A 19,075-nucleotide genomic window follows, 5' to 3' on the forward strand; every position below is an offset into this window, starting at 1 on the left:
CCAAACGAAGGGGTGGTGGCCATACGAAGGTTGGTAGACCGGTGACTTGGAGAACCGGCGCGCCCGAAGGCGCCCTGCGCATGGCCACCATAAACGCAAGCCGAAAAGGCTCTGCATCAGGTGCGCTATGCACGCAAGTCAAACCGGGCTACCAAACCCGATCGCTGTTTTTCAGCGACAGGCAAACGATAGAGCCCGGCCTCAAGGCGCACAAGCCGGCGGATTCTGGCGTAGTCGTAGGCAACGGCGCAAGGCTGTGTAGCCTGAGTGAGTATCTGGAAGTGTCGTTTAAACAGTGCTTGTTTAGTGGTCTGACTGTGGGTCTTGTGGTGGATGGGCCGGCCTCTTCGCGAGCAAGCCCGCTCCCACAGGGGATCTTCGGTGAACACACTATCTGTGTACGCCTGAGATCAAATGTGGGAGCGGGCTTGCTCGCGAAGAGGCCCGAAAAAACACCCTCCAACTATCTGTCAACCCGCCAATCGCGCCGCAAGAGATTTGGCCTGGCTCGCCACATCAGTCACCGCCGTGCTCTCCCACCACATTCCGCGCAACGGTGGGCCCATGGCGAACAAACGGCTGGCGGTCTGCCCATCGGCGCTTAGCACCGCGCCGTCATCCGCCGCCGCAATGCCCAACGCCAATGGCCCCGGCCGCACCAGCCCGCGCGCCAATAGCTGCTGCGGCAATGGCCGCGCCACTCGTCGCCAGTCGTATTCGATGCCACTGGAGTTGATCAGCGCCGCGCCGTGCACCACGCAAGTCTGTGCCTCGCCCCGACGACGAATGCGAATGCTGACCTCCCCGTTCAACGAAGGCTCCAACCCTTTGAACGATGCAGCCTGAATCCGCAACCGCCCTTCCCCGTGCAACCGTTCCACCAACTCGGCGCTCAACGGCGGCGAGCGATGGTGATGGCTTTCCCACCATGGCCGCACATGCCGCACAAACTGCCGACGCTGCACATCCGTCGCCTGACTCCACAGCCGCCCGATGTGCGCCCGCACGGTGTCGAGTGGCGCTTGCCAGTCGATGCCCTGGGCGATGGCGTCGCGGCAATGCCGGCGCAGTTCGCGCATCAACTGACGCGGCGTGCGAATGCTGTGATCCTCGGCCAAGAAATCGGCCCAGGTCGGAGGCTGTCGCCGCACATGCGGCAGCAACCCATGCCGGGAAAACACTTCGATCGGCCCGCGATGCCCGGCCTGTTCCAGCGACACCACGGCATCGACCATGGTCAGGCCCGAGCCGATGATCAGCACCGTCGACTGTGGATCGAGCTGACGCATGGCGGTCACATCCCATGGGTCGAGCGCCGCTGCGTTCAAGCCGCTGGACTCGGTTTGCGGCGTGCGTGCGGCGGGGAACATACCAGTGGCCAGCACCGCATAGGCGCCCTGCAAACGTTGGCCGTTACTCAAGGTCAGCAATACAGCGTTGTCCCGGGTTTGCAGGTCGACCACCTCGGCCCGTACATGCTCGACACTCGAACCATTCAATGCGCCCACCGCCTGCGCCTCGGCCAAACGCTGCTGCACATAAACGCCAAACAGCCCGCGCGGCGCAAACAGCTCACTGATCGGCACATGCTGCTGATCCGACTCCGGCCAACCACCCGCCGCGATGTACTCGGTCAGCCATTGGGTCAAATCATCAGCGTTGTCGGGATCGACGCTCATCCGCGCCGCGTTGCCGTTGAGCGTATGGCCCAACTCCACCGCGCTGTACGCTTCGCCCCGACCGAGTTCGGCGCGGGGTTCGATCACCAGCACCTGCCGCTTGCCCGGCAAGCGCAGCAACTGCGCCGCCAGCATCGCGCCGCTGAGGCCGCCACCGATGATCAGGATGTCCGCGTGGCGGATGGCGTCGGTCGCCTGTCCGCGTGGGGTGTCAGTCATGGCGTTCTCATTGATCAGTGTTTACCTAAATAGAAGTCGTGCAGATCGCCCCGTGCCAGTAACTCATCGGCAGTGCCGGACAGCACCACGCGACCAGTGTCGAGGACGTAGGCCTTTGAGGCGTACTTGAGTGCCACGTTAATATTTTGCTCGGCAATCAGGAAGCTCACCTGCTCGTCTCGATTGAGTTGCGCCACGATTTCGAAAATCTCCTGGACGATAATAGGCGCCAAACCCATGGAAGGTTCATCGAGCAATACCAAAGTAGGACGTGTCATCAACGCCCGGCCAATGGCGACCATCTGCTGTTCACCACCGGAGGTCAGCCCGGCCCGGGTCTTGCGCTTGGTTTTGAGGCGTGGAAACCAGGCGTAGATACGCTCCAGATCCGCCGCCAGGTCCTTGCGGCTCAGACCGCGAACGAAGCTGCCGCTGCGCAGGTTGTCCTCCACCGTCAGTTGTGGGAATACGTGCCGGCCTTCCAGTACATGCACCATGCCCTGGCGCACGCGAACGCTCGGATTAACCCCTGCGGTATCGCGCCCGAGAAACTCGATCGTCCCTCGACTGACTTCCGCGCGCTCGGCCCGCACCAACCCGGAAATCGCCTTGAGCGTGGTGCTTTTGCCCGCACCGTTGGCCCCGAGCAACGCGACGATGCCGCCCTTGGGCACCGTCAGCGACACCCCGGCCACGGCGAGGATCGCCCCGTCGTAGATCACCTCAATGTCTTTGACTTGCAACAGGTCATTGACGGCAATGTCGCTGGCGGCTTGGCTCATACGTTATTCATCCCCGGTGCAGGTGCGTGGCGTCAGGCCTTTTTCCTTGGCGAACGCGGCGGATTTTTCATCGATCAATGGCCGCAGCAAGGCGCGGTCGGCGGGGATCCAGTCGCTGATCAGCGTCCAGTTGGCGCCGTCCCACTGTTGAACCCGCGCCGATCCGCCACCCTCATGATCCTTGCAAGACAGCTTGAGGTTCTGCATCAGGCCGAAGTAGCCCATGTCCTTGAGCCGCGCGTCGTCGATGTTCAGGTGCTCCAGGCCCCAGCGCCCTTCTTCGCCGTTAAGCGGCCGCTTGCCGAATTTGCCTTGGGCGGTGCGGATCGCTTCCACCATCACTGCCGCGTTCACCAGCCCGGAGTTGTAATAGACGCTGCCGAAATTCTTCAGGTCCTTGAGGTCGCTTTTGCCTTTGTCGAGGATGGCTTGCTTGAGGCGTTTGTGGATCTCGAATTCGCTGCCGGCCGGGTATGGCGTCAGCGCCAGATACCCTTTGGCGGCGGCGCCCGCGGGCAACACGTCTTCGCTGGAACTGGCCCAGATGTCGCCGACGATGTGGTCCACCGGGAAGCCGAAACGCGCCGCCGTCTTGACCGCCACCGGCGTCGACACGCCCCAGGTGCGCAGGAACACCCAGTCCGGGTTGACCTGGCGCACTTGCCGCCATTGCGACGATTGCTCGTTGCCGGGATCGGCTACCGGGATCTGGATGTTTTCGAAGCCGTATTTTTCAGCCAGCAATTTCAACGGGCCAAGGGTTTCCCGACCGTAAGCCGAGTCGTGATAAACCGTGGCGATTTTCTTGCCCTTGAGTTTGTCGAACCCGCCCTCGCGCTGGGCGATGTAGTTGATCAGGCTCGAGGCCTCGCTGTAGAAGGTCAGCATCACCGGAAAGTTGTAAGGGAACACCGTGCCGTCGGTGGCTTCGGTGCGACCGTAGCCGAGGGTGATCAGCGGGATTTTGTCGACTTCCGCCCGCTCGCTCAGCGCATACGCCGCCGGCGCGCCGTTGGGTGAATAGATCGCCACCGGGGCGCCATCCAGGCCTTTCTTGAAGCGCTCATAGCACTCGATGCCCTTCTCCGCCGTCCACTCGGTTTCGCATTCCTGCCAGACCAGTTTGACGCCGTTGATCCCGCCTTCCACATCGTTGATGTAGTTCAGGTAATCGAGCATGCCGGCCCACACTTGCACACCGCTGGAGGCGTAAGCGCCGACCCGGTAAGTGGCCAATGGGAAGAACTGCTGGTCTGGCGAGGCCAAAACCTGTGGCACTGCGCTGCCGAAAATCGCCAGCGTCAGAGCGACACCGGCCAATGAACGTTTCAAGGATGCACGCATGTTGTCTCTCTACCAGGTTGGGGATTCAGAAGCGCAGCGGCCAGTGACTCAGCCGTTCACGAAGGTTGCTCAAGAGGCGAATCAGGCCTTCCGGTTCCTTGATCAGAAACAGGATGATCAGCACGCCGAAGATGATTTTTTGCAGGTTCTGCAACTGGCCGGCGTCCACCGAACCACCGAACAAGGCTTGCCCGGCATGGCTGAGCAGGATCGGCAGCAAGCTGATAAACGCCGCGCCGACGAAGTTGCCGGCGATGCTGCCCATGCCACCGATAATGATGATGAACAGGATCTGGAACGATCGGTTGATATCGAAGCTGCTGGCGCTGGCCGTGCCCAGATAAGCAAAGGCCCACAGCGCCCCGGCGATGCCGAGGTAAAACGAGCTGACGGCGAACGCCAGGTGCTTGTAGCGCACCACCGGAATGCCGATGACTGCCGCGGCGGTGTCCATGTCACGGATCGCCATCCAGTTGCGGCCGATCTGGCTTTTCACCAGGTTCACCGCGACCCAGGTCAATAGCAGCACTGTGGTCAGGGTCAGCAGATAGCGGCCCAATGGAGTGTTGAGGTCATGGCCGAACAGGGCCAGTTTCGGCGCGGAAATGGTTCCGGACGAACCGTAGTTGTAGAACCAGGGGAACTTGACGAACAGCCACTCCAGGAAAAACTGCGCGGCCAAGGTGGTAACCATCAGGTAAAAGCCCTTGATCCGCGAACTCGGCAGGCCAAAGACAAACCCCACCACCGCGCTGATCAGCCCGCCGCCGAGCAGCGCCACCGGCAAGCCCAGCTCTGGCAAACGCAGTAGAAAACCGTAGGTGGCAAAGGCGCCGACCGCCATGAAACCGGCCGCGCCGACCGAGGTCTGGCCGGTGTAGCCGGTGAGCAGATTGAGGCCAAGCCCGGCCAGGGACAGCACCAGAAACGGGATCAGAATCGCGTTCAGCCAATAGTCGTTGCCGGTCAGCGGCACGACCACGAAGGCGATCAACAACAGCGCAATCAAACCAATCGGCACACGACGCTGGATCAACACCGCCGGCGCGGTTTCACGGGTAAGGGAAATCGACATGGGTTCAGACTCGCTCGATGGCGCGCTCGCCGAACAGGCCGGCGGGACGGATGTACAGGAAGGCCAAAGCCAGGACGTAAGCGAACCACGGGGTAATGCCACCGCCGATCAGCGGGCCGATGTACACCTCGGCGAGGTTCTCCGCCGCACCGACGATCAACCCGCCGACAATCGCCCCGCCAATCGAGGTGAAGCCGCCGATGATCAATACTGGCAAGGCCTTGAGCACCACCAGCGACAGCGAGAACTGCACGCCTTGGCGCGCGCCCCACAACAATCCCGCCACCAGCCCGACGATGCCGGCCACCGCCCGGACGATCTGCCAGATGCGGTTGAGGTTGATGCCGATCGACAGCGCGGCGGTGGTGTCATCCGCCACCGCGCGCAGGGACACGCCAATGCGGGTTTTGTTGAACAGCAGCGCCAGCACCGTCACCAGCACGATGGCGGCCGCTGCGGCAATCAGGTCGAACTGGCTGACCATCATCCCGCCGATAAACAGCGGCACGTCGTCGATGCCCAGATCCAGCGCCCGCACTTGCGAACCCATCAAGCCCTGAGCCAGGCCTTCGATGATGAACGACAACCCGAGAGTGGCCATGAACAGGGTGATCTGTGAGCGATTGACCAGGGGCCGCAACACCAGCCGTTCGATCAGTAACGCGCCGATGATCATCACCACAACGGTCAGCAACAGCGCCAAGGCGAACGGCACGCCTTGATCGTGCAGGCTGACAAAGGTCAGCGCGGCGAACAGCAGCATCGCGCCCTGGGCAAAATTGAACACGCCGCTGGCTTTGTAGATCAGCACGAAGCCGATTGCGACCAGCGAGTACATGGTCCCGGCGAGTAAGCCGCCGAGCAGGGTTTCGAAGAAGAACGTCATCAGTGCACCACTCCCAGATACGCCGCGATGACGTCGGCATTGGCCTGCACCTCGGCCGGCGTGCCGTCACCGACCTTGCGCCCGTAATCGAGCACCACCACATGGTCGGACAGGCCCATGACCACGCTCATGTCATGCTCGATCAATACCACCGTGGTGCCGAGGTCGCGGTTGATGTCGGCGATGAAGCGGGCCATTTCCTGCTTCTCTTCGGCGTTCATCCCGGCCATCGGCTCATCGAGCAGCAACAGGCTGGGGCCGGCGATCAAGGCACGGCCAAGCTCCACACGTTTTTGCAGGCCGTAGGACAGCTTGCCCACCGGCACATCGCGATGGGCTTGCAGTTCGAGGAATTCGAGAATGCCCTGGGCCTGCCGACGGAAGTCTTCAGCCTCACGCCGGGCTCTTGGCAGGTTCAGCGCCTGCTCAATGAAACGGCTGCGCAGGTGCCGTGACAGGCCGGTGAGGATGTTGTCGATCACGCTCATTTTCTTGAACAGTGCGTTGTTCTGGAACGTGCGACCGATACCCCGGCGTGCGGCGCTCAACGGGTCGATACGCTTGAACGGCTGTTGCTCGAACACAATCGATCCGGCATCGAAGCGGTACACGCCGTTCAGCACGTTGAGCAACGAACTCTTGCCCGCGCCGTTGGGGCCGATCAGCGCGCAGATCTCGCCCCGTCGCACATCGAACGACAGTTCATTGATCGCCTTCACACCTTTGAAGGACAGGGAAATACCGCTGACTTGCAGAATGGAGTCGGTCGAGCTCATGCGATGTCCCGTTTGAATTCGGCGAGCCAGGTCGGCTTGGGTTGAGCATCGGAAATGCGGGTGGCTTGCCAGATGAAATGCAGGTTGTGGAAGCCCAACAGGCGGCGAACGCGGTTCTTGATCAAGCGTTGCAGGCCTTTTTCGGGATGGGCGATGGCCCAGTCGCAGAGGCGTCGACGCCAAGTGCCATTGGGGGCGAGGCGGCTTTCGATTTCCGCGGCCAATAGTTGCAGGCGTTCGGCCGACAGCAGCAGCCCGGACGGCGCGACTTCACGACGGTCGCGGCTGGCACTGCCGGGGCTTTCCGGGAAAGCCAGGGTTTGGCCGCTGGTCAGCCATTGTTCCAGCAGCACCGTCAGGCCGTGCTGCCACTGGGTGCCCTCTTCGCTCCACAGTTGCGCGCCTTGATTCCAGCGGTTGAGGCGTTGCGCAGGGTCCACCGGGCCGAGCAGGTCGGCGAAATCCAGCAGCGTCAGGCCTTGGTTGATCCAGAGTTGCAGCGTCTGTCGTCCCTGGACGAACGCGTGGGTCGGACGGCTGCGCCACAGGGTTTTGTGCAGGGTTTCGGAGTCAAGGTTGTCCGGCAGCGTCAGCAGTTCGGCGCCGATGTGCCGGGCGGCCAATGCGAGCAGCAACAGATCTGGCTCGAACACACCGCTCAAGGCCAGGCGCGAGTCTTCGGTAAAACCCTGCTGACGCAAGCCATCGGCCAACCGCTCGACATCGCGCAAAACATCGATCCAGCGCCAGACGAACCACTGACCGTGGCGCTTGTGTCGCAAGGCCGGCTGCAACGGACTGACCTGCGCCCAGTGCTGCAACTGTTCCAGGGCGCGAGGCACCTTGACCTGCCATTCGGCGGTGTCCGCGATGGGCGGACGCTTGAGTTCATGCACGCTCATTGGCTTACCTCTTATCCATGGGCAAAAGCGTGCGGTGGTCCGCTGGGCTGGAATCTGTAAAACACCACCGTCCCAATTTGGGAGCGGGCTTGCTCGCGAAACCGATGTAACTGGCTATATCAATGTTGAATGTGCCGGCCTCTTCGCGGGCAAGCCACGCTCCCACAGGGTTTTGTGTCGTCCACAAATATCGCCGGCGAAACGAAACCTGTGGGAGCGGGCTTGCCCGCGAAGGCGTCTACGCAGACACCACTTTCTTCTCCTGCCGCCGCAACCCCGCCAGGTCTCGATAGCCCGCCCCCGGATGTATCTCCGGCAATCGCGCCCCTTCGCCAAACAACTTCTCGCGCAAGGTCCCCGGTGCGTATTCGGTCTTGTACACCCCACGCTTCTGCAACTCCGGCACCAATAACTCAACGGCATCGATGAACGTTTCATGGGTCAATGCATAAGCCAGGTTGAAACCATCCACATCAGTCTCGTCGACCCACTCCTGCAGCAAATCGGCGACGGTCTCGGGACTGCCGACAAACAGCGGCCCGAAACCGCCGATCCCGACCCAATCGGCCAGTTCGTTCGGCGTCCAGACCTTGTTCGGGTCCGCCGTGGAAAACGCTTCCACCGCCGATTGAATGGCATTGGTGTGGACGTGTTTGAGCGGCTCATCCGGTTTGAACTGGCTGAAATCGATCCCGGTCCAGCCCGAGATCAACGCCATGGCGCCCTCATAACTGACCCAGGTTTTGTATTCTTCGAACTTGGCTTTGGCCTTGGCGTCGGTCTCGCCGAGGATCACCGTTTGCAGATTGAAGATCAGGATCTTCGACGGATCGCGCCCCGCCTCGGCCGCCCGGCGACGGATGTCGCCCACGGTTTTCTTCAGCAGCACTTTCGACGGCGCGGCGACAAACACACACTCGGCATGTTCGGCGGCGAACTGCTTGCCGCGACTCGAGGCGCCGGCCTGATACAGCACCGGCGTACGTTGCGGTGAAGGCTCGCAGAGGTGAATGCCCGGCACCTGAAAGTGTTTACCAACGTGTCGGATCTCGTGGATTTTGCTCGGATCACTGAAAATTCGCCGCTCGCGATCCCGCAGAATCGCGCCCTCTTCCCAGCTGCCTTCCCACAGCTTGTAGCAAACCTCCAAGTACTCTTCGGCGAAGTCATAACGGGCGTCATGTTCGGTCTGGGCTTTCTGGCCGAGGTTCTTCGCGCCGCTCTCAAGATACGAGGTGACAATGTTCCAGCCCGCGCGGCCCTTGGTCAGGTGATCGAGAGTCGACAGGCGTCGGGCGAACGGATACGGGTGCTCGAAGGACAGCGACGCGGTCAGGCCGAACCCCAGATGCTCGGTGACCAGCGCCATCGGCGGGATCAGTTGCAATGGATCATTGACCGGCACCTGCGCCGCCTGACGAATCGCCGCGTCACCGCTGCCGTTGTAGACGTCATAAATGCCCAGCACATCGGCAATGAACAAACCGTCGAACTTGCCGCGCTCAAGGATTTTCGCCAGATCGGTCCAGTACTCCAAGTCCTTGTACTGCCAGGATCGATCCCGCGGATGCGCCCACAAACCCGGCGACTGGTGGCCGACGCAGTTCATGTCAAAGGCGTTGAGACGAATTTGACGGGCCATCAAACGACACTCCGCACGCTGGGTGGATGGATGCCGTTGAGGCGGAAGTTGCCGATCAAGTGAAGTTTCCAGCGCAGCGGATCGGTCACTGAGCCCGACAAAGGCGTGCGCTGGCCGGTGAGTTCGAATTCGGCGTTGCTTACGGCGTTTAAAGCATCGGCGCTGGCGAGGTGCGACTCGGCGATGGCAATAGTGGTTTCCGTATCCTCTTGACCATTGTTCAGAAACTCTTCGGCGCGTTGGAGCAAGGCGGCTGCCACTTCAATGCGGATCTGCAAGTCGCCGAAACGACTGATGACGTAAGGATCATCGGTGGCTTTGGCGAAGCCGCTGCCGGCCCAGGGTTGAGCCTGCTGACGGACGAAACGCAGGGTCGCGTCGAGCAACGTACGAGCGTTGTGCAGGTCGTGCTGAGGCTTGGCCAGGGGCTGCCCGGCAACAATCGGTTGGGTCAAGGCGTTCATGGGTCGCTCCTCAGTTCCAGGCGTGGCGCGCAGGCTTCACGCCGTTGAGCAGGTAGTTGCCGATCAAGTGATATTTCCAGCGCGCCGGATCATGCAGGGTGTGCGTCCGGGCGTTGCGCCAGTGACGGTCGAGGTTGTACTTGCCAAGCACCGAGCGGGTGCCGGCGAGTTCGAAGAGTTTGCTGCTGGTGAGCAAGGCGATTTCGGCAGAGAGGACTTTCGCCTGTGCGACCACCACCGAAGCTCGGGCAACCGTGTCTTCATTGGGTTTGCGCAATGCGGCGTCGATGGCCTGGCCGGCTTTTTTGAGGATGGCTTCGGTGCCATGAACCCGCCATTCCAGATCGCCTATGGCGGCGATGCTGAACGGGTCCTGCCAGCCATGATCCTGCTGACTGTCGATCCATGGTCGGGCTTCACGAGCGTAGCGCTTGGTTTCTTCCAGGGCGCCGACGGCGATGCCGGTATCCACGGCAGCCTGGATGATTTGCGAGATCGGGCCGTCGGCGGTGGGTTCATCGAACGCCTTGTGGGCCGGGATCACCGCGCTCAACGGCACCTTCACCGCGTCCAGATTCACGCCGCCGCTGGCAGTGGTGCGCTGGCCGAAACCGTCCCAACTGTCGATCACCGTCAACCCGGGATTGTCGCGCTCGACGAAGGCGATAAAAGCCTTGTTCTCTTGATCGACCGCCACCGCCGGCACGATGTGCGCGAACAAGGCGCCGGTGCAGTAGAACTTCTCGCCGTCGATTTGCGCGGTGTCTTCATCGAAGCGGATACGGGTTTCAAAGGCACCGGCATTCTTGCTTTTCGATTCGGAGAAAGCGTTGCCGAAGCGATAACCCTGGAGGACTTTGCCGAAGTAATAGCGCTTCTGCGCTTCGGTGGCGGTTTGCAGCAGGATGTCGAGCACGCCCAGATGGTTTTGCGGGATCTGGCCGAGGGACGGGTCAGCGGCGGAAATGATCTTGATCACCTCGGCGACTGTCACGTAAGACACGCCGGCACCGCCGTATTCTTTGGGAATGGTGATGCCCCATAAACCACTGGCGGAGAACTCGTCGAGTTCGGCGACCGGCAGACGTCGCTCGCGGTCACGAGCGCTGGCCTCGATAGCGAAGCGTGCGGCGAGCTTGTGAGCGACGGCAATCGCCTCGGCGTCCGAGTGGATCACATGGGCGGTGCGAGGGGGTTGGGCAGAGGCTGTCATGGGCCGACTCCGGGATTCTGGTGAATGCCCCAGCGCTTTTGCAGGAGTCGTGCCTGAAATTAAATTTGTTTTATTTCAATAGCTTAATTAACTGAGAAACACTTGCAGCTTTAAAACAGCAAAGTGCTTATCCAGTGTTGGTCGGCAAACAGTCAGATCACCACATTACGCACAAACCGCGCCGCCACTTCCCCGTCGTTGCGATAGGAATGCGGTTGGTTGCTGGCAAACATGAAGAACTCACCGGCAGCGATTTGCTGCGGCCGGTCGCCGAGCATCAGGGTCAGGCAGCCTTCGAACACATAGAGCTGTTCGCTCCAGCCTTCCGCATCCGGTTCCGATGGGTAATGTTCGCCCGGTTCGAGGCGCCATTCCCACAGTTCAACTTCGCGGGTGGCGGTGGCTTTCGACAACAGCACCGCTTTACTGCCAGGGATGGTGCCAGCCCACGCCAGTTCGTTGATGCGGCTCGGGTCGCGGGCGTCGGGAGCCTGGATCAAGTCGCTGAAGGCTACGTCCAGCGCTTCGGCAACGCGGTCGAGGGTGGTCAGGCTGACATTCTTCTCGCCGGCCTCGATGGCCACCAGCATCCGGCGGCTGACCCCGGACTTTTCGGCCAAAGCGGTCTGGCTCATGTCGGCGGCGTGGCGCAGACGTCGGACGTTCTGGCTGACGTGCTGGAGAACCGACGCCCGTTGGGTGGAATCTTTGTGCACTATATTGCTCACTTGATGGTGTTGCGCAGTATACTGCCCAACTTCCGGCGCATTGTGCGTCTCCCTCAGGTAGCGCGCAAGGTCATGACGTCGGTGAACTCCTCCCCTGCTTCCTCCCGTTTCTCACGGTTCAGCAAAGCTGAGTGCGTGTTGGTACTGATCACCATGGTCTGGGGCGGGACCTTTTTGCTGGTGCAGCATGCAATGACCGTCAGCGGGCCGATGTTTTTCGTCGGTCTGCGTTTTGCCGCGGCGGCGAGCATCGTTGCCCTGTTCTCCTGGCGTCATCTGCGCGAACTGACCCTGTTCGAGCTCAAGGCCGGGGCGTTTATCGGTGTGGCGATCATGCTCGGTTACGGCTTGCAGACCGTCGGTTTGCAGAGCATCCCCAGCAGTCAGTCGGCGTTCATCACTGCGCTGTATGTGCCGTTCGTGCCGTTGCTGCAATGGCTGGTGCTGGGTCGGCGACCGGGGTTGATGCCGAGCATCGGGATCATGCTGGCCTTTACCGGGTTGATGTTGCTCTCGGGACCGGCCGGCGCTTCGTTCAATTTCAGCCCCGGTGAAATCGCCACATTGATCAGCGCCGTGGCGATTGCGGCGGAGATCATTCTGATCAGCACCTATGCCGGCCAGGTCGACGTGCGCCGGGTGACGGTGGTGCAACTGGCGGTGACTTCGGTGCTGGCGTTTCTGATGGTGGTGCCGACTCAGGAAGTGATTCCGGGGTTCTCCTGGTTGCTGTTGTGCAGTGCATTGGGGCTGGGCGCGGCGAGTGCGGCGATTCAGGTGGCGATGAACTGGGCGCAGAAGAGTGTGTCGCCGACGCGGGCGACGCTGATCTATGCCGGGGAGCCGGTATGGGCCGGGATTGTCGGGCGGATTGCCGGAGAGCGGTTGCCGGCGATTGCGTTGGTGGGCGCAGGGTTGATTGTGGCGGCGGTGATTGTCAGTGAGTTGAAGACCAAGGGTAAGGCGGTAGTGACTGAGGAAGATTTGGAACAAGAAACACAGAGGTAGGAAGTCTGCGGTGATTGACAGATAGCCTTCGCGAGCAAGCCCGCTCCCACATTGGATCTGTGGTGTGTCGCAATTACGTGTACACCGGCAATCCAATGTGGGAGCGGGCTTGCTCGCGAAGGCGCCGGGACGGTTGAAACCGGTCTTTCGAAACAATGATAAACCGGAATTTTCCGCTTACCTTGTAGGATTCTGCGACAGCTTGGCGTTTGGTGATCCGGGAGCTGGCACGTATGATGCTTCACAAACTTCCGCAGATTAGAAGCCTATGTCTCTGATAGTTCTACTGCTTCTGCCTTTTATCGGCAGCTGTCTGGCAGCCTTGCTGCCGCACAACGCGCGTAACACCGAATCGCTGTTGGCTGGCCTGGTTGCCCTGATCGGCACCATCCAGGTCGCCCTCTTGTACCCGCAAATCGCCCATGGCGGCGTGATCCGCGAAGAATTCTTCTGGTTACCGAGCCTTGGTCTGAACTTCGTTCTGCGCATGGACGGTTTCGCCTGGCTGTTCTCGATGCTGGTGCTGGGCATCGGCACGCTGGTTTCGCTATACGCCCGCTACTACATGTCGCCGGACGATCCGGTGCCACGCTTCTTCGCGTTTTTCCTGGCGTTCATGGGCGCCATGCTGGGGTTGGTGATCTCCGGCAACCTGATCCAGATTGTGTTCTTCTGGGAGCTGACCAGCCTCTTTTCATTCCTGTTGATCGGCTACTGGCACCACCGCGCCGATGCGCGACGTGGCGCCTACATGGCGTTGATGGTCACCGGTGCCGGCGGCTTATGTTTGCTGGCGGGGGTCATGCTGCTCGGCCATGTGGTCGGCAGCTATGACCTGGACAAGGTCCTGGCCGCCGGCGATCTGATTCGCGCACATGCCCTCTACCCTATTCTGCTTCCCCTGATCCTGATCGGCGCCCTGAGCAAAAGTGCGCAATTCCCCTTCCACTTCTGGCTGCCCCACGCCATGGCGGCGCCGACACCGGTTTCGGCGTATCTGCACTCGGCGACCATGGTCAAGGCCGGGGTCTTCCTGCTCGCACGCCTGTGGCCGTCGCTGTCCGGCAGTGAAGAATGGTTCTACATCGTCAGCGGGGCCGGCGCCTGTACGCTGTTGCTCGGTGCTTACTGCGCGATGTTTCAGAACGACCTCAAGGGCTTGCTGGCCTACTCGACCATCAGCCATCTGGGCCTGATCACTTTGCTGCTGGGGCTGAACAGTCCTCTGGCCGCCGTGGCCGCGGTGTTCCATATTCTCAACCATGCCACGTTCAAGGCCTCGCTGTTCATGGCCGCCGGGATCATCGACCACGAAAGCGGCACCCGGGACATTCGCAAACTCAGCGGTCTGATCAAACTGATCCCGTTCACCGCCACCCTGGCCATGGTCGCCAGCGCGTCGATGGCTGGCGTGCCGTTGCTCAACGGTTTCCTGTCGAAAGAGATGTTCTTCGCCGAAACCGTGTTTATCAACGCGACGGCCTGGATCGAGATGACCCTGCCCATCGTCGCGACCATCGCCGGGACGTTCAGCGTGGCCTACTCCCTGCGCTTCACCGTCGACGTATTCTTTGGCCCGACCGCCACCGACCTGCCGCACACCCCGCACGAACCGCCACGCTGGATGCGCGCGCCGGTGGAGTTGCTGGTGTTCACCTGTCTGGTGGTGGGGATCTTCCCGGCGCAAGTGGTCGGCCCGTTGCTCACGGCGGCGGCATTGCCGGTGGTGGGCGGGACGCTGCCCGAGTACAGCCTGGCGATCTGGCACGGCTGGAACGCGCCGATGATCATGAGCCTGATCGCCATGTCCGGCGGCATCATCCTCTATCTGCTGCTGCGCAAGCAGCTCAAGCGCGGGCGTTTCACGCACCCGCCGGTGATCAGCCACTTCAACGGCAAGCGCCTGTTCGAGCGCGGCCTGGTGATCATGATGCGCCTGGCCCGTCGCCTGGAGCGGCGGATTAGCACTCGGCGCCTGCAAACCCAACTGTTTTTGGTGGTACTCGCCGCAGTGCTCGCCGGATTGATCCCGATGCTGCACAGCAGCTTGAGCTGGGGCGACCGGCCGAAAATTCCGGGCTCGATCGTGTTCGTGACCCTCTGGCTGCTGGCGATTGCCTGTGCCCTTGGCGCGGCATGGCAAGCCAAGTATCACCGGCTCGCAGCCCTGACCATGGTCAGCGTCTGCGGCCTGATGACCTGCGTGACCTTCGTCTGGTTCTCGGCGCCGGATCTGGCGCTGACGCAACTGGCTGTGGAAGTGGTGACCACGGTGTTGATCCTCCTCGGCCTGCGCTGGCTGCCACGACGGATCGAAGAGGTCTCACCATTGCCGAGCAGTCTGCGCAAGGCCCGCATCCGCCGCATCCGCGACTTGGCGCTGTCGATCGCGGTCGGTGGCGGCATGGCGCTGCTGTCCTACGCCATGCTGACCCGCCAGACGCCCAACGACATTTCCTCGTTCTACCTCAGTCGCGCCCTGCCCGAAGGCGGCGGCAGCAACGTGGTCAACGTGATGCTGGTGGACTTCCGTGGCTTCGACACCCTCGGCGAAATCACCGTGCTGGTGGCGGTGGCCCTGGCCGTGTTCGCCCTGCTGCGACGCTTCCGCCCGCCGAAAGAAAGCCTGCAGCTGCCGGCGCAGCAACGTTTGCTCGCGCCGGATGTGGTTACCGATCTGGTCAACCCGCGTCACGCCAGCGACACCGCCCTCGGTTTCATGATGGTGCCGGCAGTGCTAGTCCGTCTGCTGCTGCCGATTGCGTTTGTGGTGTCGGTCTACCTGTTCATGCGCGGGCACAATCAACCCGGTGGCGGGTTCGTCGCCGGTCTGGTGATGTCGGTGGCGTTCATCCTGCAATACATGGTCGCCGGCACCCAGTGGGTCGAGGCGCAAATGAGCCTGCGACCGCTGCGCTGGATGGGCACCGGGCTGCTGGTCGCCACGGTCACCGGGCTCGGGGCGATGGCGGTTGGGTATCCATTCCTCACCACCCACACCTGGCATTTCACACTGCCGCTGCTGGGCGACATTCACATCGCCAGCGCGCTGTTCTTCGACATTGGCGTGTACGCCGTGGTGGTCGGCTCGACGCTGTTGATCCTCACCGCCCTCGCCCACCAATCGGTCCGTGGTCATAAAACCAGCGCGCAACCCAAGCCCATGGCCAAAGCGGCTGCCACGCAAGGAGCCATCTGATGGAAGAAGTCATCGCAATCGCCATCGGGGTGCTGGCCGCGTCCGGCGTGTGGCTGGTGCTGCGGCCACGGACATTCCAGGTGGTCATGGGCCTGTGCCTGCTGTCCTACGGCGTCAACCTGTTCATCTTCAGCATGGGCAGCCTGTTCATCGGCAAGGAGCCGAACATCAAGGACGGCGTGCCTCAGGATTTGCTGCACTACACCGACCCGTTGCCGCAAGCGTTGGTGCTGACCGCGATCGTCATCAGCTTCGCCATGACCGCGCTGTTCCTGGTGGTGCTGCTCGCCTCCCGGGGCCTGACCGGTACCGACCATGTGGATGGCCGGGAGCCTAAAGAATGAATTCGATGGCGCACCTGATCGCGGCACCGATTCTGCTACCGCTGCTGACCGCCGCGGTGATGCTGATGCTGGGCGAGAAACACCGTCCGTTAAAGGCCAAAATCAATCTGTTCTCCAGCCTGCTGGGGCTGGGCATTGCCGTGATGCTGCTGCAATGGACGCAAACCACCGGCGTGCCCGGTTCCATCGGCGTGTACCTGCCGGGTAACTGGCAGGTGCCGTTCGGTATTGTGCTGGTGGTCGATCGTCTGTCGGCGCTGATGCTGGTGCTGACCGGGATCATCGGCGTCAGCGCGTTGCTGTTCGCCATGGCCCGCTGGGACGGCGCCGGTTCGAGTTTCCACGCGCTGTTCCAGATTCAGTTGATGGGCCTGTACGGCGCCTTCCTGACGGCAGACCTGTTCAACCTGTTCGTGTTTTTCGAAGTGTTGCTGGCTGCCTCTTACGGGCTGATGCTGCACGGTTCGGGCCGGGCGCGGGTGTCGTCGGGGCTGCATTACATCTCGATCAACCTGCTGGCCTCGTCGCTGTTTTTGATTGGCGCGGCGCTGATCTACGGCGTTACTGGCACGCTGAACATGGCCGATCTGGCGCTGAAAATCCCGCTGGTGCCGGAAGCCGATCGCGGCTTGCTGCATGCCGGCGCGGCGATTCTGGCGGTGGCGTTCCTGGCCAAGGCCGGGATGTGGCCACTGAACTTCTGGCTGGTGCCGGCTTATTCCGCTGCAAGCGCGCCGGTGGCGGCGATGTTCGCGATCATGACCAAGGTCGGCGTCTATACCTTGCTGCGCTTGTGGACGCTGCTGTTCTCCGGGCAGGCCGGGGCATCCGCGTACTTCGGTGGCGACTGGCTGATCTACGGCGGCATGGCGACCATCGTCTGCGCCGCCGTGGCGATCCTCGCCGCACAACGCCTGGAACGCATGGCCAGCCTGAGCATTCTGGTATCGGCAGGCATTCTGTTGTCGGCCATCGGTTTCGCCCAGCCGAACCTGATCGGCGCGGCGCTGTTCTATCTGGTCAGCTCGACCCTGGCCTTGAGCGCACTGTTCCTGCTGGCCGAGTTGATCGAGCGCTCGCGTTCGGCCAACGAAATGCCACTGTTCGATGACGGCGAACTGCTTCCACGGCCCCTGGAATCTTTGCAGCCGCCCAAAGGCTTCAACCTCGATGACGACCGCAAAGCCGTGGTCGGACAGGTGATTCCCTGGACCATGGCTTTCCTCGGTTTGAGCTTCATCGCCTGCGCCCTGCTGATCATCGGCATGCCGCCGCTTTCAGGGTTTATCGGCAAACTCAGTCTGCTCAGCGCCCTACTCAATCCGTTGGGTCTGGGTAATGGCAGCGATGAACCGATATCGAATGGCGCGTGGGGTTTGCTCGTCCTGTTGATCCTGTCCGGGCTGGCCTCGCTGATCGCTTTCTCGCGTTTGGGCATCCAGCGTTTCTGGACCCCGCAAGAGCGGCCGTCGCCATTGCTGCGGCGCTTGGAATGCGTGCCGATTGTCATTCTGCTGGGGCTGGGCATTGCGCTGACGTTCAAGGCTGAACCGCTGCTGCGCTACACCCAAGCGGCGGCCGATGCATTGAACAACCCGCAGCAATACGTGATGGCGGTGCTCGAAACCCGTGTAATTCCAGGCCCGCAAGCCAAGACAGCGCTGCTGGAGGTGCAACCATGAAGCGTCTGTTTCCTGCACCGTGGCTGTCGCTGGCGTTGTGGCTGCTGTGGCTGGTGTTGAACCTGTCGATGAGCCCCGGCAATCTACTGCTGGGCGCCATGCTGGGGTTCTGCGCACCGTTGATGATGCGCAAGCTGCGGCCGCTGCCAATCCGCATTCGTCGTCCCGGGGTGATCCTGCGTTTGTTCTTGCTGGTCGGGCGCGACGTGATCGTGTCCAACCTCGCCGTGGCCTGGGGCGTACTCAACGCGGGCCGTCGTGCACCCCACTCGCGGTTCATCAAGGTGCCGCTGGATTTGCGCGATGCCAACGGCCTGGCGGCGCTGTCGATGATCTGCACGGTGGTGCCCGGCACGGTCTGGTCGGAACTGGCGCTGGATCGCAGCATTCTGTTGCTGCACGTCTTCGATCTGGATGACGAAAGCCAATTCATCCAGCACTTCAAGACCACCTACGAGCGCCCCTTGATGGAGATCTTCGAATGAGTGCATTGCTGTCGAACGCGATCCTGCTGAGTCTGTTCATCTTTTCGGTGGCGATGATTCTGACCCTGATCCGCCTGTTCAAGGGCCCGTCGGCCCAGGACCGGGTTCTGGCGCTGGACTACCTGTACCTCATCGCCATGCTGATGATGCTTACACTGGGCATTCGTTATGCCAGTGACACTTACTTCGAGGCGGCGCTGCTGATCGCCCTGTTCGGCTTCGTCGGCTCGTTTGCCCTGGCCAAATTCCTGCTGCGTGGCGAGGTGATCGAATGAGGCCTGAATTGTCTCTGTGGGTGGAAATTGCGGTGGCGATTCTGCTGGTGCTGAGCAGCTTGTTTACGCTGATCGGCGCGGTCGGGCTGCTGCGGATGAAGGATTATTTCCAGCGCATGCACCCTCCGGCGCTGGCCTCGACCTTGGGCGCGTGGTGCGTGGCATTGGCTTCGATCATTTACTTTTCGGCGCTCAAGTCGGCGCCGGTGCTGCATGCCTGGCTGATTCCGGTTCTATTGTCGATCACCGTGCCGGTGACCACGCTGCTGCTGGCCCGGGCGGCGCTGTTTCGCAAGCGCATGGCGGGGGATGATGTGCCGGCTGAGGTGAGTAGTCGGCGCACCGAAAGCGGAGGTTGAATCCGCAGTTTTG

General features: G+C 61.7%; 18 protein-coding genes. 7 read left to right on the top strand and 11 right to left on the bottom strand.

What is annotated here, in order from left to right; all coding sequences use genetic code 11:
• Positions 1 to 470: 470 nt before the first annotated feature.
• The 11 genes from AB7M29_RS22980 to AB7M29_RS23030 form a co-directional block, all read right to left on the bottom strand.
• A complete protein-coding gene (locus AB7M29_RS22980; protein ID WP_454248052.1) occupies positions 471 to 1,898 on the bottom strand; it encodes an FAD/NAD(P)-binding protein in 1,428 nt (475 codons plus the stop codon).
• 14 nt (positions 1,899 to 1,912) lie between these two features.
• Positions 1,913 to 2,680 carry an ABC transporter ATP-binding protein gene (locus AB7M29_RS22985; RefSeq protein WP_454248053.1) on the bottom strand — a complete coding sequence of 256 codons (768 nt, stop codon included), beginning with the start codon at positions 2,678 to 2,680 and terminating at the stop codon, positions 1,913 to 1,915.
• A gap of 3 nt (positions 2,681 to 2,683) precedes the next feature.
• Complete coding sequence (locus AB7M29_RS22990; RefSeq protein WP_454248054.1) at positions 2,684 to 4,024, bottom strand: ABC transporter substrate-binding protein; 1,341 nt, start codon at positions 4,022 to 4,024, stop codon at positions 2,684 to 2,686.
• A 25-nt stretch (positions 4,025 to 4,049) separates the two neighbouring features.
• Positions 4,050 to 5,099 carry a branched-chain amino acid ABC transporter permease gene (locus AB7M29_RS22995; RefSeq protein ID WP_217858502.1) on the bottom strand — a complete coding sequence of 350 codons (1,050 nt, stop codon included), beginning with the start codon at positions 5,097 to 5,099 and terminating at the stop codon, positions 4,050 to 4,052.
• A gap of 4 nt (positions 5,100 to 5,103) precedes the next feature.
• Positions 5,104 to 5,985 (bottom strand): branched-chain amino acid ABC transporter permease, encoded by an 882-nt coding sequence (locus tag AB7M29_RS23000; protein WP_454248055.1) that lies wholly within the window; start codon positions 5,983 to 5,985, stop codon positions 5,104 to 5,106.
• Complete coding sequence (locus AB7M29_RS23005) at positions 5,985 to 6,761, bottom strand: ABC transporter ATP-binding protein (RefSeq protein WP_454248056.1); 777 nt, start codon at positions 6,759 to 6,761, stop codon at positions 5,985 to 5,987. The genes AB7M29_RS23000 and AB7M29_RS23005 overlap by 1 nt, the downstream gene beginning before the upstream one ends.
• Positions 6,758 to 7,663 (bottom strand): AMP-binding protein, encoded by a 906-nt coding sequence (locus AB7M29_RS23010; protein ID WP_454248057.1) that lies wholly within the window; start codon positions 7,661 to 7,663, stop codon positions 6,758 to 6,760. Before AB7M29_RS23010 ends, AB7M29_RS23005 begins: the two co-directional genes overlap by 4 nt.
• Positions 7,664 to 7,901: 238 nt before the next feature.
• Positions 7,902 to 9,305 carry an LLM class flavin-dependent oxidoreductase gene (locus AB7M29_RS23015; protein WP_454248058.1) on the bottom strand — a complete coding sequence of 468 codons (1,404 nt, stop codon included), beginning with the start codon at positions 9,303 to 9,305 and terminating at the stop codon, positions 7,902 to 7,904.
• Positions 9,305 to 9,769, bottom strand: coding sequence for an acyl-CoA dehydrogenase (locus AB7M29_RS23020; protein ID WP_038982595.1), 465 nt, complete (start codon positions 9,767 to 9,769; stop codon positions 9,305 to 9,307). Before AB7M29_RS23020 ends, AB7M29_RS23015 begins: the two co-directional genes overlap by 1 nt.
• Before the next feature lie 10 nt (positions 9,770 to 9,779).
• Complete coding sequence (locus AB7M29_RS23025) at positions 9,780 to 10,982, bottom strand: SfnB family sulfur acquisition oxidoreductase (RefSeq protein WP_217858498.1); 1,203 nt, start codon at positions 10,980 to 10,982, stop codon at positions 9,780 to 9,782.
• A gap of 152 nt (positions 10,983 to 11,134) precedes the next feature.
• The gene (locus tag AB7M29_RS23030; RefSeq protein ID WP_217858497.1) at positions 11,135 to 11,698 is read right to left on the bottom strand and encodes a helix-turn-helix domain-containing protein; all 564 of its coding nucleotides are present in this window, start codon (positions 11,696 to 11,698) and stop codon (positions 11,135 to 11,137) included.
• Between the two features lie 15 nt (positions 11,699 to 11,713).
• On the opposite strand from AB7M29_RS23030, the gene AB7M29_RS23035 reads away from it, so the two are divergent.
• The 7 genes from AB7M29_RS23035 (at position 11,714) to AB7M29_RS23065 (ending at position 19,062) form a co-directional block, all read left to right on the top strand.
• Complete coding sequence (locus tag AB7M29_RS23035) at positions 11,714 to 12,718, top strand: DMT family transporter (protein WP_217858546.1); 1,005 nt, start codon at positions 11,714 to 11,716, stop codon at positions 12,716 to 12,718.
• 268 nt (positions 12,719 to 12,986) lie between these two features.
• A complete protein-coding gene (locus tag AB7M29_RS23040; protein ID WP_454248059.1) occupies positions 12,987 to 15,917 on the top strand; it encodes a monovalent cation/H+ antiporter subunit A in 2,931 nt (976 codons plus the stop codon).
• The gene (locus tag AB7M29_RS23045; RefSeq protein WP_008029186.1) at positions 15,917 to 16,261 is read left to right on the top strand and encodes a Na+/H+ antiporter subunit C; all 345 of its coding nucleotides are present in this window, start codon (positions 15,917 to 15,919) and stop codon (positions 16,259 to 16,261) included. The genes AB7M29_RS23040 and AB7M29_RS23045 overlap by 1 nt, the downstream gene beginning before the upstream one ends.
• The gene (locus AB7M29_RS23050) at positions 16,258 to 17,943 is read left to right on the top strand and encodes a monovalent cation/H+ antiporter subunit D (protein ID WP_217858495.1); all 1,686 of its coding nucleotides are present in this window, start codon (positions 16,258 to 16,260) and stop codon (positions 17,941 to 17,943) included. The genes AB7M29_RS23045 and AB7M29_RS23050 overlap by 4 nt, the downstream gene beginning before the upstream one ends.
• Positions 17,940 to 18,428, top strand: a complete 489-nt coding sequence (locus tag AB7M29_RS23055) for a Na+/H+ antiporter subunit E (protein WP_448724527.1) — start codon at positions 17,940 to 17,942, stop codon at positions 18,426 to 18,428. The genes AB7M29_RS23050 and AB7M29_RS23055 overlap by 4 nt, the downstream gene beginning before the upstream one ends.
• The gene (locus AB7M29_RS23060; protein ID WP_454248060.1) at positions 18,425 to 18,703 is read left to right on the top strand and encodes a K+/H+ antiporter subunit F; all 279 of its coding nucleotides are present in this window, start codon (positions 18,425 to 18,427) and stop codon (positions 18,701 to 18,703) included. Before AB7M29_RS23055 ends, AB7M29_RS23060 begins: the two co-directional genes overlap by 4 nt.
• Positions 18,700 to 19,062, top strand: a complete 363-nt coding sequence (locus tag AB7M29_RS23065; RefSeq protein ID WP_217858494.1) for a Na+/H+ antiporter subunit G — start codon at positions 18,700 to 18,702, stop codon at positions 19,060 to 19,062. The genes AB7M29_RS23060 and AB7M29_RS23065 overlap by 4 nt, the downstream gene beginning before the upstream one ends.
• Positions 19,063 to 19,075 lie beyond the last annotated feature (13 nt).

This window comes from Pseudomonas sp. F-14 TE3623 (assembly GCF_053629015.1).

Coding starts and splice junctions, on each gene's coding strand:
- AB7M29_RS22980 (WP_454248052.1), bottom strand. CDS start 1,898: ATGACTGACACCCCACGCGGACAGGCGACCGACGCCATCCGCCACGCG.
- AB7M29_RS22985 (WP_454248053.1), bottom strand. CDS start 2,680: ATGAGCCAAGCCGCCAGCGACATTGCCGTCAATGACCTGTTGCAAGTC.
- AB7M29_RS22990 (WP_454248054.1), bottom strand. CDS start 4,024: ATGCGTGCATCCTTGAAACGTTCATTGGCCGGTGTCGCTCTGACGCTG.
- AB7M29_RS22995 (WP_217858502.1), bottom strand. CDS start 5,099: ATGTCGATTTCCCTTACCCGTGAAACCGCGCCGGCGGTGTTGATCCAG.
- AB7M29_RS23000 (WP_454248055.1), bottom strand. CDS start 5,985: ATGACGTTCTTCTTCGAAACCCTGCTCGGCGGCTTACTCGCCGGGACC.
- AB7M29_RS23005 (WP_454248056.1), bottom strand. CDS start 6,761: ATGAGCTCGACCGACTCCATTCTGCAAGTCAGCGGTATTTCCCTGTCC.
- AB7M29_RS23010 (WP_454248057.1), bottom strand. CDS start 7,663: ATGAGCGTGCATGAACTCAAGCGTCCGCCCATCGCGGACACCGCCGAA.
- AB7M29_RS23015 (WP_454248058.1), bottom strand. CDS start 9,305: ATGGCCCGTCAAATTCGTCTCAACGCCTTTGACATGAACTGCGTCGGC.
- AB7M29_RS23020 (WP_038982595.1), bottom strand. CDS start 9,769: ATGAACGCCTTGACCCAACCGATTGTTGCCGGGCAGCCCCTGGCCAAG.
- AB7M29_RS23025 (WP_217858498.1), bottom strand. CDS start 10,982: ATGACAGCCTCTGCCCAACCCCCTCGCACCGCCCATGTGATCCACTCG.
- AB7M29_RS23035 (WP_217858546.1), top strand. CDS start 11,714: ATGGTGTTGCGCAGTATACTGCCCAACTTCCGGCGCATTGTGCGTCTC.
- AB7M29_RS23040 (WP_454248059.1), top strand. CDS start 12,987: ATGTCTCTGATAGTTCTACTGCTTCTGCCTTTTATCGGCAGCTGTCTG.
- AB7M29_RS23045 (WP_008029186.1), top strand. CDS start 15,917: ATGGAAGAAGTCATCGCAATCGCCATCGGGGTGCTGGCCGCGTCCGGC.
- AB7M29_RS23050 (WP_217858495.1), top strand. CDS start 16,258: ATGAATTCGATGGCGCACCTGATCGCGGCACCGATTCTGCTACCGCTG.
- AB7M29_RS23055 (WP_448724527.1), top strand. CDS start 17,940: ATGAAGCGTCTGTTTCCTGCACCGTGGCTGTCGCTGGCGTTGTGGCTG.
- AB7M29_RS23060 (WP_454248060.1), top strand. CDS start 18,425: ATGAGTGCATTGCTGTCGAACGCGATCCTGCTGAGTCTGTTCATCTTT.
- AB7M29_RS23065 (WP_217858494.1), top strand. CDS start 18,700: ATGAGGCCTGAATTGTCTCTGTGGGTGGAAATTGCGGTGGCGATTCTG.